Here is a 12,839-nt window from a genome sequence, read left to right as displayed (position 1 = left end):
CATGGCGGATTCGTCGGCCCGCGTGAAGTTCATCGCGCTCTGGGCGCTGCTGCTGGTCGCGAAACTCGCCTTCGCCGCGAGCATGCCCCTGTTCGGCGACGAGGCCTTCTACGCGTGGGAGGCCCTGCATCCCGCGTGGGCCTATTCCGACCTGCCGGGTGGCACGGCCGCCGCCGTGGTGGTGGGTTCGGCCTTGTTCGATGGGCTGCCGCTGCCTCGCGAGCTCGGCGTGCGACTCGTCTTTCTCCTGGCCGGTGCCGCGATCCCGTGGCTGGTGGTCCGCATCGCGCGCCGTCTGGGCACGTGCGAGCAGGCGTGGCGTGCGGGGCTTTGGAGCCTGCCGATCCCGCTGCTCATGCCGATGGGCGTGATGGCCTTGCCCGACGCTTTGATGACGCTGGCGGCCCTGCTCGCCCTCGATGCCTGTGCCGGCCTGCTGCATGACGACGAGGCGCCGCGAGGCCGGCTTTATGCACAGTTCGCGATCGCCCTCGCCCTCGGCGCACTGACCCACTACCGTTTCGGCCCGATCCTGCTAGTCGGTGCCGCCGCATTCTTCGCGGCGGGTGGGTGGCGCCGGCGCGGGGATGCCGGCCTTTGGCTGGCGCTGCTTGTCGGTGCCGCGGCTTGGTGGCCGATCATCCAGTACAACCTCGAGATGCAGGGTGCGGGCCTGCACTTCCAACTCGTGGAACGGCATCCCTGGCACTTCAACGCGAAAGGCCTGTTGCAGCCGCTGCTGCAGGCGGTGATCACCACGCCGCTGCTCTACGGCCTGTTCGGCTGGGCCCTGTGGGCGAATCGCCGGGCGGCGAAGCCCGCCGTGCGTTTCGTCGCACTGGCCGGCGGCGGGCTCTGGCTGCTCTACGCGTTGCTCGCGCCCTTCGTCGACAAGGCGCGGTTCTCCTTGCACTGGCCCGTTCCCGCCTACCTGTTGGCCGCGGCCTTGCTTCCGATCGCCCTTGATGCCGCAAGGAGTCGTTGGGCCGGGCGTCTGGTGCCTTGGGCAGCGGGCATGGCCGCGGGTGCGACGGCCCTGATGCTGGCGGCCTTCGTCCTGCCTTCGTCGCCGAAGCTGGCGGCACGCACCGCCGGGACCGCGTTCTATCCGGACAACTTCGTCGGCTGGGAGGAGATCGCCAGTTCGCTGCGGCCTCGACTGGCGCCCAGCGACGTCGTGGTTGCCGACCACTTCATGCTCGCCGCCCAGCTCAGCTTCTCGCTCGGTGACCGCGCCGAGGTGTTCGTGCTCGACCACTGGAACAACCACAAGCACGGCCGGGCGCCACAGATCGCCCTCTGGGGTTACGACGAAGCGGCGCTGTCGCGGATCGCGCCCGGCACGCGGGCTTGGATCGCCTTCGAGGTCGCCGAGACGCCGGAGCGCGACCACGCGGCGTGGGTGGCGCGCCCGTGCCGATGGTTCGAATCCGTGGAGTACGTCGCCACGATCGATGGTCCCGGCGGTGGCAAGCGCTTCTGGCTGTACCGCGGCGTCCGCCGCGCGGGCTCGATGGAGCCGACCGACCTCGTCTGCGACGCCCGGCCGCCCGTCCGCTAGGTCAGGGCCGCCCGCTCCTCAGGCTTGAGGGCCTTCACCGTCGGTCGCGCGCCGCAATGAAGCGGGTTCGCGCAGCGCGGCTTCATGGGCCGCATCAGTGGCCTGGGTGAGGGCGTCGCCCGCGGATTCCAGTGCGGCCAGCTGTTCGGCGAGGCGGTTGTGGGCCCGCTGCAGTGCAGCGCGGGCGTCGTCGAGTTCGAGGCGGGTGGCGCGCAGGCCGTTCGACTGGATCCAGAGGCGGTGCTGCAGCAGGTCGCGTTTGGCTTCGCGGATCAGCGGCTCGCCGTCCAGCGCCTGTTGTGCACCCGAGCCCAGATCGCCCGCCAGCCGGCCGACGACGCTCCGCCAGGCCGTCATGCGCTCGCTGGCGCGGGCCAGAAGGATCTGGACGGCATCGGCGAGGTCCAGCAGTTCGCGCAGGCGCCGCTCGCGGACCCGGCGCCCGCGGTAGACGATCCCCACCACGGCGGCGACCAGCACAAAGGCGACGAGGGCGAAGGTGGAAAAACCGAAGTCCATGCGTAACCGGGTTGGAGGGCGGGTCTCGAGTGTGCCCCCCGCGCTTCACGCAGGGCAACGCGGGGCCGCGGGGGGATGGGCGTCTGAACGGCCCCAGGTCCTTGATTTGACACAGGGGGCGGCCCTCCTTACCCTTGCGCGCTTATGTCCGCGACCTCGCTTTCCGTGGTGGACGCATGGCGGATGGTTTCCGCCGCGCGTATCTTCACCGGCCGCGTCCCGCTGTCCTCCTTCACCCGGCTCGCCGGCCTGCTGGCGGACACCGAGGGCGAGTGCCGCTACGAGATCGAGTTCGGGCGTGATCTCTCCGGTCTGGCGACGATCGACATCGTCGCCGAGGCCGAGTTGCCGCTGGTTTGCCAGCGGTCGCTCGAGCGCTTCCTGTACCCGGTGTCGTCGCGGCAGCAGCTTGGTCTGCTGGCCGACGAATCGGAAGAGGCCGCGCTCCCGGAAGGGGTCGAGCCCGCCCTGGTGGGCCCGGATGGCACGTTGCACCCGCTGGAGCTGGTCGAGGACGAACTGATCCTCGCGGTGCCGGCCTTCCCGGTGAAGCCGGGCAGTGCGGAAGTGGAGGCGGTCTGGAACGACGCCACCGCCGAAGTGGAAGAAGAACAACCCAGAACCAACCCTTTCGCCGCGCTCGCCGCGCTGAAAGGCCGCAAGACCCTCGGAGATTGACCCATGGCCGTCCAGAAATCCCGCGTCACCCCGTCCCGTCGTGGCCAGCGCCGCTCGCACGATGCGCTTTCCGCCAAGCAGCTCGCCACCGACCCGACCAGCGGTGAGACGCACCTGCGCCACCACGTCACCGCCGACGGCTTCTACCGCGGCAAGAAGGTGATCGACACCAAGTCGAAGGTTTCCGACGCCGAGTGATCGGCCGGCATGGCGCCCTGCGCCAGCCTTCAGACTGTCCTCGAAGGGCTTGCCAACGGCGGCCCTTCGGGTGACGCTGCGATGACGCGACGGTTCGCCCCGTCGCGTTTCGTTTTTCTGCGCCACCGTACGCCCGCGAAGGGCGTCGGGGTGCCCTGGAGCCTTCGAGAATGACCGTCTATTCGCGCATCGCTGGCACCGGCAGCTACCTGCCGGAGAAGATCCTCACCAACGCCGACCTCGAGAAGATCGTCGAGACCTCGGACCAGTGGATCCGCGAGCGCACCGGCATCCAGCAGCGCCATATCGCTGCCGAAGGCCAGACCACCGTCGACCTCGCCGAACAGGCCGCGCTGCGCGCCATGGAGGCGGCCGGCGTGACGGGCGCCGACCTCGACCTGATCGTCATGGGCACCACCACGCCCGACATCATTTTCCCGAGCTCGGCCTGCCTGCTGCAGGCGCGCCTCGGCGCCAACGGTTGCCCGGCCTTCGACGTCAACGCCGCCTGTTCGGGCTTCATTTTCGCACTCACCACGGCCGACAAGTTCATCCGCTCGGGCGCGGCGAAGACGGTGCTGGTCGTCGGCTCCGAGACCTTGACGCGCATGCTCGACTGGTCGGACCGCAACACCTGCGTGCTGTTCGGCGATGGTGCCGGCGCGGTGGTGCTGAAGGCCGACGCCGAGACCGGCATCCTGAGCACGCACCTGCATTCCGACGGCGGCAAGAAAGAGCTGCTGTACAACCCGGTCGGCGTGTCCGCGGGCTTCAAGCTCGACGAGAAGAACGCCGGCGTGCGCGTGTTGATGGCGGGCAGTGACGTCTTCAAGTACGCGGTGAAGGCGTTGGACAGCGTCGTGGACGAGGCCCTCGAGGCCAATGGCATCGACAAGGCCCAGCTCGATTGGCTGATCCCGCACCAGGCCAACCTGCGCATCATCGAAGCGACGGCCAAGCGCCTCGCCATGCCGATGGACCGCGTGGTGCTCACGGTGCACAAGCACGGCAACACCTCGGCGGCGTCGGTGCCGCTGGCGCTGGACGAAGCCGTGCGTTCGGGCAAGGTGCAGCGCGGCCAGCTGGTGCTGATGGAGGCCTTCGGCGGCGGCTTCACCTGGGGCTCGGCGCTGATGCGCTACTGAGCCCACGGGCTCGGCGGGGCGGCGCCATACCGCCTCGTACAGACGGATTCGCGCGGGCGGCCCTATCATGGCCGCCCGTCTCGTTTTCCGGACCCGCTGCATGACTGCACCGCTCGCCTTCGTGTTCCCCGGCCAGGGCTCGCAGAGCATCGGCATGCTCGCCGAACTCTCCGAGCTGAACCCCGGCGTGCGCGCGACCTTCGACGAGGCCAGCGACGGTGCGGGCGTGGATCTCTGGGCGCTGTCGCAGGGTGGCCCGGAAGAGCAGCTCAACCGCACCGAGTACACCCAGCCGGCCCTGCTCGCCGCCAGCGTCGCCGTGTGGCGACTGTGGCAGGCCCGCGGCGGCGCCACGCCGCGCGCGCTGGCTGGGCACAGCCTTGGCGAGTACAGCGCCCTCGTGGCCGCCGGTGCACTGACGCTCCGCGACGCGGCCCACCTCGTGCGCCTGCGCGGCCAGCTGATGCAGGACGCCGCGCCCGCCGGTACCGGCGCAATGGCCGCCGTGCTCGGCGCCGAGGATGCGGTGGTCGAAGCCGCCTGCGCCGACGCTGCCCATGCCGAAGTGGTCGTGCCGGCCAATTACAACTCGCCCGGCCAGATCGTCATTGGCGGCCATGCCGCGGCCGTCGATCGCGCCATCGCCTTGCTGGCCGAGCGGGGCGTGCGCAAGGCCGTCAAGCTCGCCGTTTCGGTGCCGTCGCATACGCCGCTGATGCGCGAAGCGGCCAACCGGCTGGCCCAGGTCGTGGCGGGCCTGGACTGGCGCGCCCCGTCGATCCCGGTCGTGCAGAACGTCGATGCTGCGGTGCACGCTTCGGTCGAAGCCATCGCCGAGGCGCTCGTGCGCCAGCTCTACCTCCCGGTGCAGTGGACGCGCTGCGTGCAGGCGCTCGCCGGCATGGGCGCAACCACGCTCGTCGAGTGTGGCCCCGGCAAGGTGCTCACTGGCCTCGCCAAGCGCATCGACAAGTCGATCGACGGCAAGTCGACCTCGACACCCGCGGATTTCGACGCTGCGCTGGGTGGCCCCGCGGCCTGAGCCGCGCCGCGCGCACCAGCGGTGTTCCCTTTTCCTTGATCCTTACGCCGAATTGCCATGTCCAACGAACTGAACGGTGAAATCGCCCTCGTCACCGGTGCCAGCCGCGGCATCGGTGCCGCGATCGCCGACCTGCTCGCGTCGAAGGGTGCGACCGTCATCGGCACGGCCACCACCGAGTCCGGTGCGGCGGCCATCGGTGAACGCCTCAAGCCGCTGGGCGGCCATGGGCGCGCGCTCGACGTCACCGACGGCACTGCCGTCGAGGCGCTCATTGATGCGCTCGCCAAGGAATTCGGCGCGGTGGGCATCCTCGTCAACAACGCCGGCATCACCCGCGACAACCTGCTGATGCGGATGAAGGACGAGGACTGGAACGCCATCATCGACACCAACCTCAGCTCGATCTTCCGCACCAGCAAGGCGGTCATGCGCGGCATGATGAAGGCGCGCAAGGGCCGCATCATCAACATCGCCTCCGTCATCGGGGTCACCGGCAATGCCGGCCAAGCGAACTACGCCGCCGCCAAGGCAGGCATCATCGGCTTCTCGAAGTCGATGGCCCGCGAGATCGGGTCGCGCAACATCACCGTCAACGTCGTGGCACCCGGTTTCATCGAAACCGACATGACCCGCGACCTGCCGGAAGAGGCCAAGGCCAAGATGCTCGCCGACATCGCGCTGGGCCGCCTCGGTAGCCCCCGCGACATCGCCGAGGCCGTGGCCTTCCTGGCCGGCCCGGCGGCCGCCTACATCACCGGCGAAACCCTGCATGTCAACGGCGGCATGCACATGGCATAGAATCCGGCCCGCAAGCCTGAATCCGGCGGCCCGCTGCTTAGACGCGCACGGCCCCGCCCCGACAACAAGCGTCTGAAACGTTGCATACCCGGGAGGGATCAAGACCCATGAGCACCATCGAAGAGCGCGTCAAGAAGATCGTCATCGAACAGCTGGGCGTGAAGGAAGAGGACGTGACCAACACGGCCTCCTTCGTCGACGACCTCGGCGCCGACTCGCTGGACACCGTCGAGCTGGTGATGGCCCTCGAGGAAGAGTTCGAGTGCGAGATCCCGGACGAGGAAGCCGAGAAGATCACGTCGGTCCAGCAGGCCATCGACTACATCAAGGCGCACGTCAAGGCGTAAGCCCGATTGCGTCAGGCGCCGCGTCCTTCACGGGGCGCGGCGTTTTGTTATCGGCGGACCTCGCCGCCGGAATCCGATCCAAGGAGTGCTCCTCATGAGCCAGCGTCGCGTCGTCGTCACCGGCATGGGCATCGTCTCGCCCGTGGGCAACACCCTCGCCAGCGCGTGGGACAACATCCGCAACGGCCGCTCCGGCATCGGGCGCATCACCCACTTCGACCCTTCGGCCTACACCGCGCAGATCGCCGGTGAGGTGCGCGATTTCGACGTCAAGTCGATCGTGCCGCCGAAGGACGCGAAGAAGATGGACACCTTCATCCACTACGGCCTCGCCGCGTCGTTCCAGGCGCTGGACGATTCCGGGCTGGCGATCACCGAAGCGAATGCGGAGCGCATCGGCGCGCTGATCGGCTCGGGCATCGGCGGCGTGCGTGGCATCGAGGAAACCGCCATCGACCTGCACACCGGCGGCCCGCGCAAGGTTTCGCCGTTCTACGTGCCCAGCACGATCATCAACATGCTTCCGGGCCAGCTTTCGCTCATCAAGGGCCTGAAGGGACCGAATTTCTCCGCTGTCTCGGCCTGCGCCACGGCGAACCACAGCGTCGGCATGGCGATGCGCATGATCCAGTACGGCGACGCCGACGTGATGGTGGCCGGTGGCGCCGAGCACGGCTGCACCCCGACCTCGGTCGGCGGCTTCTGCTCGATGCGCGCGCTCTCCACGCGCAACGATGATCCGACCCGTGCCTCGCGCCCCTGGGACAAGGACCGCGACGGCTTCGTGCTCGGCGACGGCGCCGGCATCCTCGTGCTTGAAGAGTACGAGCATGCGAAGGCCCGCGGTGCGCGCATCTATTGCGAGCTTGTCGGCTTCGGCGCCAGCTCCGACGCGTACCACATGACCGCGCCCAGCGAGGGCGGCGAAGGTCCGGCGCGCTGCATGGCGGCCGCGCTGAAGGATGCCAAGGCCAACGCCACCGACGTGCAGTACCTCAATGCGCACGGCACCTCGACGCCGCTCGGCGACCTCGCGGAAACGCTGGCGATGAAGCGCGCCTTCGGCGACCACGCCTACAAGATGATGGTCAGCTCGACGAAGTCGATGACCGGCCACCTGCTGGGTGCCGCGGGCGGCGTCGAAGCGATCTTCTCGATCATGGCGATGGTCGATGACGTCGTGCCGCCGACGATCAACCTCGAGAACCCGAGCGAGGGCTGCGACCTCGACTACGTGCCCAACGTCGCCCGCGACGCCAAGCTCGACCTCGTCGTGTCGAACGGTTTCGGCTTCGGCGGCACCAACGCCACGCTGGTGTTCCGCCGCCTGTGACGCCATGAGCGCGACGGTCCGCGAATTGCCCGCGGGCCTCGACCTGCTCGCGCTGAAGCGCGCCGCGCCGGAGGAGTTTCCGCTGCTGTTGGAATCGGCAGCCCAGGGCGGCAAGGCGCGCTGGGACCTGTTGCTGGCCGGTGGCGAGAGCGGGCTCTATTTGGGTGCGGACGGCGTGACGCGGCGCGAAAGCGGGCATGCCGTCGCCGGTCGTTTCCTCGAGGTCCTCGATCACGCCCAATCGGAACTGCGCGATCGCTTGGCTCGCATCGCCGCCTGCCGGGAGGGCGCTGACGACGTGCTCGACGCCGGGGCGGCCGACCTGCCATACCGCGGCGGCTGGGCGCTCTATCTCGGCTACGAGCTCGCCGCGCAGGTGGAACCTAGCCTGCGCCTTCCGGCGTTCCGCGGCGGCTTGCCCGTGGCCGCGGCCCTGTTCTGCCCGGCGGCGGTGCTTCGCGATCGCGCGAGCGGTCGCTGTCTCGCCGTGGCGCTGCCCGGGCATGAGGCATGGCTGGCGCGCATCGCGAACGTCGTCGATGGGTTGCGACCGGCCGGGGATTCGCTGCAGGCGGCCAGCGCGTTGCCGAAGCCACCAAGGCTCACCGAAGACGCCGACCAGCGTTTCCTCGACGGCGTGGCGCGGGTGCACGAGTACCTGCGCGCCGGCGACGTGTTCCAAGTGAATCTTTCCCGCGGCTGGCGGGCGGGTTTCGAGGCTGCCCCCGATCCCGTCGCGCTCTACGCCGCGCTGCGGCAGGCGAACCCCGCGCCGTTTGCGGGCCTGTTCGCGTTGCCCGGCGGCAGCGTCGCGAGTTCCTCGCCGGAGCGTCTGGTGTCGATTCGCGGGCGGCGCATCGAGACGCGGCCGATCGCCGGCACGCGCCCGCGCTTCGAAGGCGATGACGACGCGGCGCGCATCGCCGAGCTCGTTGGCCATCCGAAGGAACGCGCCGAACACGTGATGCTGATCGACCTCGAGCGCAACGACCTCGGCCGGGTCTGCGCGCCGGGCTCGGTGCGCGTCGATGAACTGATGAGCGTCGAGAGCTACGCGCACGTGCACCACATCGTCAGCAACGTGTCCGGCGATCTGCGCGACGGTGTGACCGCCGGGCAGGCCATCGCGGCGGTGTTCCCCGGCGGCACCATCACCGGCTGCCCGAAGGTGCGCTGCATGCAGATCATCGCCGAGCTGGAGGGCGAGGGCCGCGGCCCTTACACCGGTGCGATGGGCTATCTGGATGCCGGCGGCGATATGGACCTCAACATCCTGATCCGCACGCTGTGGACGGACGGGTGCGACGTGGCCTTCCGCGCCGGCGCGGGCATCGTGGTGGATTCGCGCGCCGACAAGGAACTGATGGAGACCCGTGCCAAGGCCCGCGGCCTGCTGCGCGCGCTGGGGTACGGCGATGGGGCCTGAGGCCATCGACCGCGGCCTCGCCTACGGCGACGGCCTGTTCGAGACGATGCGTGCGTGTCGGGGCACCTTGCCCTGGTGGCCCCGGCATCGTGCGCGGCTGCTCGCCGGCGCAGCGCGGCTCGGCATCCCGATGCCTTCCGATGTGGCGCTCGACACCGCGCTGGCCGATGCCGTGCAGGCTTCGCCGGAGGGCGTGATCAAGTTGATCCTCACGCGAGGCGCCGGCACGCGCGGCTACGCGCCGACGCCCGGTGCGGCGCCGACCCTCCTCGTCACGGCATCGGTCGCCCCGGTGGCGGCGGCCCCAGCCCTCGCGGTCGATGTGCTGGCGCTTCGCCTTGGCGTGCAGCCGGCGTTGGCCGGCATGAAGCACCTCAATCGTCTCGAGCAGGTGCTCGGCGCTCGCGAGGCCGCCGAGCGCGGACTGGATGACGGCCTCATGGTCGACGTGGACGGGTTCCTCACCTGCAGCACGCGCGCCAACCTGTTCGCGCGACTCGACGGGCGCTGGATCACGCCGCCGGTCGATCGCGCCGGCGTGGCCGGCGTGGCGCGCGGCGTGCTGCTGGACACCTGGTCGCCGTCGGGCGGGCTTCACGTGATGCCCTTGCCGATGGATGCGTGGCCGCGTGTCGATGCGCTGCTGCTGAGCAATGCCGTGCGGGGTATCCTGCCGGTCGGCCGCTGCGGCGCACGAGCGCTCGATCCGCGGCCGGTGGGCTTCGCCGAGGCCCGCGCCGCGTTGGCGGCGTCCCATCCCGCTTTCCGCGAGTCCTGATGCGTTCCCTGCTGCGCAAGCTCTTCCGCTTCCTGGTCAAGCTCGGCCTCGTGCTGGCCCTCGTCATCGCCGTCGGCGGCTACTTCGCGTGGCGGCACTTCGAGGCCTTCGCCGATGCGCCAGCCGGAGCGCCGGAAGGCACCACGGTTGTCGTCGCGCGCGGCGATTCCTTCGTGCAGGTGCTGGGCAAGCTGCGCGCTGTCGGCGTCGAGGCCGGCCACGACCTCGAATGGAAGGTCCTCGCCACCCGCATGCAGGCGTTGCCGCGCATCCAGGTCGGCGAATACGCCCTCGACCCGGCGCTGACGCCGCGCCAGCTGATCGAGAAACTCGTGCGTGGCGATGTCATCCGCTACCGCTTCACGATCGTCGAAGGCTGGTCGATGCGCGACCTTCGCGCCGCGCTCTCCCGTGATGCGGTGCTGGAGGACGACCTCTCGGCGCTCGACGACGTCGAGTTGATGGTTTCCTTGGGTCGCGAGGGCGTGCCGGCGGAAGGGCGCTTCCTGCCTGAGACCTACCTGTTCACACGGGGCGAAACGACGGTTTCGCTGCTCGACCAGGCCGCGGACGCGATGGATGCGGCCTTGGCCGACGCCTGGGCGGCGCGCCAACCCAACCTGCCGTTCGATTCCCCCGAACAACTGCTGACCCTCGCCTCGATCGTCGAGAAGGAAACCGGCAAGGCCAGCGAACGCCCGGAGATCGCCGGCGTGTTCGTGCGCCGCCTGCGCATCGGCATGCGCATGCAGACCGACCCCACCGTGATCTACGGCCTCGGCGCGGCCTTCGACGGCAACCTGCGCCGCCGCGACCTCGAAACCGATACCCCGTTCAACACGTACACGCGCTTCGGCCTGCCGCCGCACGCCATCGCGATGCCGGGCCGCGCCGCGCTGATGGCCGCCGCGCAGCCGCTCGATGGCGAGACGCTGTACTTCGTCGCCCGCGGCGACGGCAGCCACCAGTTCTCGCGCACCTATGCCGAGCACCGGCGCGCCGTCGTGCGCTACCAGCTGGGAGGGCGTTGAGATGGCGTCCACCCGTGGCGCGCTGATCAGCCTCGAAGGCGGCGAGGGCGCGGGCAAGACCACCGTGCTCGTCGCCTTGCGGGCGCGCCTCGAGGCGCGCGGCCATGCCGTGGTCGGCACGCGCGAGCCCGGTGGCACGCCGGCGGGCGAAGCCATCCGCGCGCTGCTGCTCGACCCCGCGCAGCCGCTGGTGCCGAGTACGGAGCTGCTGCTGATGTTCGCCTCGCGCGCGCAGCTCGTGGAGACGCTGGTGGAGCCGGCGCTCGCGCGCGGCGACATGGTGTTGGCCGACCGCTTCACCGACGCCAGCTTCGCCTATCAGGGCGGCGGACGCGGCCTGCCGATGGGCGTCATCGCCGATCTGGAACGCGTGTTCGTCGGCCGCGTACCCGACTTCACCCTCCTGCTCGACCTCGATGTGCAGGCCGGTCTTGCGCGTGCCCGCTCACGCGGTGCGCCGGCGGACCGCATCGAGCGCGAGAAGGACGAGTTCTTCGAGCGCGTGCGCGGTGCGTACCGTGCCCGCGCCGCGGCGCAGCCGCAGCGCATCGCCGTGGTCGATGCCTCGCAGCCGGTCGAGGCCGTCGTGCGTGACGCCTGCGCCGCGCTCGATGCCTTCCTCGATCGCTGGAGCGCGCCGTGAGCCTCGCGCCCTGGCAGCAGCAGCGGCTCGATACCGCGCTGGCGGCCTGGCGCGCCGGACGGCTCGGCCACGCCCAGTTGCTTTGCGGCCCCGAGCAGCTCGGCAAGCGCGCGGTGGCCGACGCCCTCGCGGCCCGTTTGCTCTGCGATTCACCGAAGGACCAGCCGCCCTGCGGTCGCTGCCGCGGTTGCGCGCTGCGCGAGGCCGGGACGCACCCTGATTTCCGCATCATCACCTTCGAAGAGAACGCCAACACCGGCAAGCTGCGCACCGAGCTGGTGATCGACCAGGTGCGCGCCCTGAGCGGCTCGATGCAGATGACCGCGCAGCGTGGCGGCGCGCAAGTGGTGCTGATCGATCCGGCTGACGCGCTGAACACCTCGGCCGCCAACGCGCTGCTGAAGACGCTCGAGGAACCCGCCGACAACCGCTTCCTGCTGCTTGTGAGCGCGGCGCCGCAGCGCCTGCCCGCGACGATCCGCAGCCGCTGCCAGCGCATCGAATTCTCGGTCCCCGAGCGGGAGGTCGCGCTGGGCTGGCTGGCTTCGCAAGGCCACCCGGCTCCCCGCGCCACCGAGGCGCTCGACGCCGCCCAGGGGCATCCCGGCCTCGCCGATGCCTGGCTGCGCGCCGGGCATCTCGCGCTGCGCGACACCACGCTGAAGGAGTGGGCCGGCGTGGCCCGCGGCATCGCCTCTCCGCTCGGCATCGCGCAGCTGTGGATGGCTGAGCCCGCCCTCGCTGGACTGCGCCTGCGCTTCGTGGCCGATGCGGCGGTCGCGCTCGCGCGCGGGATCGCCGGGGCACCGGCCGTGGCCGGATTGACCCCGCCCGCCGATGTGGACAAGCTGGCGGCGTGGTTTGACCAGCTGAATCGCCTGCGCCTGCAGCTGTCCGCCCCGCTCAAGCATGAATTGGCCCTCGCGGGCCTCCTCGCCGAGTGGCGCGGCCTGATGGCGACAACGGAGACACGTCGATGATTGGAGCCGGTGGTGCCCGCCAGGGCATTCTTTCCCTCGCCATCAAGGACAAGGGCTCGCTGCACACGTCCTACATGTCCTTCCTGCGCGGCGGCGGCCTGTTCGTGCCGACGACCAAGCGCTACCAGATCGGCGACGAGGTCTTCCTGCTGCTGACGCTGCTCGACGACAAGGACCGCCTGCCGGTCGCCGGCAAGGTCGTGTGGATCACCCCGACGGGTGCGCAAGGTGGCCGGGCTGCCGGCATCGGCGTGCAGTTCGCCGAGACCCCCGAAGCGGAAATGGTGAAGGGCAAGATCGAAACCCACCTCGCCGGCATCATCGATTCCGACAAGCCGACCGCCACGATGTGACGCC

At 70.0% G+C, this 12,839-nt stretch carries 15 protein-coding genes; 14 read left to right on the top strand and 1 reads right to left on the bottom strand.

Annotation, left to right across the window (positions count from 1 at the left end):
• Position 1: 1 nt before the first annotated feature.
• Entirely contained in the window at positions 2 to 1,561 is a 1,560-nt protein-coding gene (locus O9255_RS00410; protein WP_297864855.1) for a glycosyltransferase family 39 protein, read from the top strand.
• A gap of 18 nt (positions 1,562 to 1,579) precedes the next feature.
• Here O9255_RS00410 and O9255_RS00405 read toward each other — a convergent pair whose 3' ends face one another.
• Positions 1,580 to 2,080 carry a hypothetical protein gene (locus O9255_RS00405; protein ID WP_297864854.1) on the bottom strand — a complete coding sequence of 167 codons (501 nt, stop codon included), beginning with the start codon at positions 2,078 to 2,080 and terminating at the stop codon, positions 1,580 to 1,582.
• 144 nt (positions 2,081 to 2,224) lie between these two features.
• On the opposite strand from O9255_RS00405, the gene O9255_RS00400 reads away from it, so the two are divergent.
• The 13 genes from O9255_RS00400 (at position 2,225) to O9255_RS00340 (ending at position 12,835) form a co-directional block, all read left to right on the top strand.
• Positions 2,225 to 2,758 (top strand): YceD family protein, encoded by a 534-nt coding sequence (locus tag O9255_RS00400; protein WP_297864853.1) that lies wholly within the window; start codon positions 2,225 to 2,227, stop codon positions 2,756 to 2,758.
• 3 nt (positions 2,759 to 2,761) lie between these two features.
• Positions 2,762 to 2,956 (top strand): 50S ribosomal protein L32, encoded by a 195-nt coding sequence (rpmF, locus tag O9255_RS00395; protein WP_297864852.1) that lies wholly within the window; start codon positions 2,762 to 2,764, stop codon positions 2,954 to 2,956.
• Positions 2,957 to 3,126: 170 nt separating this feature from the next.
• The gene (locus tag O9255_RS00390; protein WP_297864851.1) at positions 3,127 to 4,101 is read left to right on the top strand and encodes a beta-ketoacyl-ACP synthase III; all 975 of its coding nucleotides are present in this window, start codon (positions 3,127 to 3,129) and stop codon (positions 4,099 to 4,101) included.
• A 100-nt stretch (positions 4,102 to 4,201) separates the two neighbouring features.
• On the top strand, positions 4,202 to 5,143 hold the full coding sequence (fabD, locus tag O9255_RS00385; protein WP_297864850.1) for an ACP S-malonyltransferase: 942 nt from the start codon (positions 4,202 to 4,204) through the stop codon (positions 5,141 to 5,143).
• 57 nt (positions 5,144 to 5,200) lie between these two features.
• Positions 5,201 to 5,944, top strand: a complete 744-nt coding sequence (fabG, locus tag O9255_RS00380) for a 3-oxoacyl-ACP reductase FabG (RefSeq protein WP_297864849.1) — start codon at positions 5,201 to 5,203, stop codon at positions 5,942 to 5,944.
• A gap of 107 nt (positions 5,945 to 6,051) precedes the next feature.
• Positions 6,052 to 6,291 carry an acyl carrier protein gene (gene acpP / locus O9255_RS00375; protein ID WP_297864848.1) on the top strand — a complete coding sequence of 80 codons (240 nt, stop codon included), beginning with the start codon at positions 6,052 to 6,054 and terminating at the stop codon, positions 6,289 to 6,291.
• 94 nt (positions 6,292 to 6,385) lie between these two features.
• A complete protein-coding gene (gene fabF / locus O9255_RS00370) occupies positions 6,386 to 7,624 on the top strand; it encodes a beta-ketoacyl-ACP synthase II (protein ID WP_297864847.1) in 1,239 nt (412 codons plus the stop codon).
• A 4-nt stretch (positions 7,625 to 7,628) separates the two neighbouring features.
• Positions 7,629 to 9,050, top strand: coding sequence for an aminodeoxychorismate synthase component I (locus O9255_RS00365; protein WP_297864846.1), 1,422 nt, complete (start codon positions 7,629 to 7,631; stop codon positions 9,048 to 9,050).
• The gene (gene pabC, locus O9255_RS00360) at positions 9,040 to 9,828 is read left to right on the top strand and encodes an aminodeoxychorismate lyase (protein WP_297864845.1); all 789 of its coding nucleotides are present in this window, start codon (positions 9,040 to 9,042) and stop codon (positions 9,826 to 9,828) included. The genes O9255_RS00365 and pabC overlap by 11 nt, the downstream gene beginning before the upstream one ends.
• Positions 9,828 to 10,859, top strand: a complete 1,032-nt coding sequence (gene mltG / locus O9255_RS00355; protein WP_297864844.1) for an endolytic transglycosylase MltG — start codon at positions 9,828 to 9,830, stop codon at positions 10,857 to 10,859. The genes pabC and mltG overlap by 1 nt, the downstream gene beginning before the upstream one ends.
• A gap of 1 nt (position 10,860) precedes the next feature.
• On the top strand, positions 10,861 to 11,502 hold the full coding sequence (gene tmk, locus O9255_RS00350; protein WP_297864843.1) for a dTMP kinase: 642 nt from the start codon (positions 10,861 to 10,863) through the stop codon (positions 11,500 to 11,502).
• Positions 11,499 to 12,482, top strand: coding sequence for a DNA polymerase III subunit delta' (gene holB / locus O9255_RS00345; RefSeq protein WP_297864842.1), 984 nt, complete (start codon positions 11,499 to 11,501; stop codon positions 12,480 to 12,482). Before tmk ends, holB begins: the two co-directional genes overlap by 4 nt.
• Complete coding sequence (locus O9255_RS00340) at positions 12,482 to 12,835, top strand: PilZ domain-containing protein (RefSeq protein WP_297864995.1); 354 nt, start codon at positions 12,482 to 12,484, stop codon at positions 12,833 to 12,835. Before holB ends, O9255_RS00340 begins: the two co-directional genes overlap by 1 nt.
• Positions 12,836 to 12,839 lie beyond the last annotated feature (4 nt).

Source organism: Silanimonas sp. (assembly GCF_027530345.1).
Lineage (GTDB): Bacteria > Pseudomonadota > Gammaproteobacteria > Xanthomonadales > Xanthomonadaceae > Silanimonas.
The sequence above is the reverse complement of the archived record's forward strand: the minus strand, read 5'-3'. Positions and strand labels throughout refer to the sequence as shown.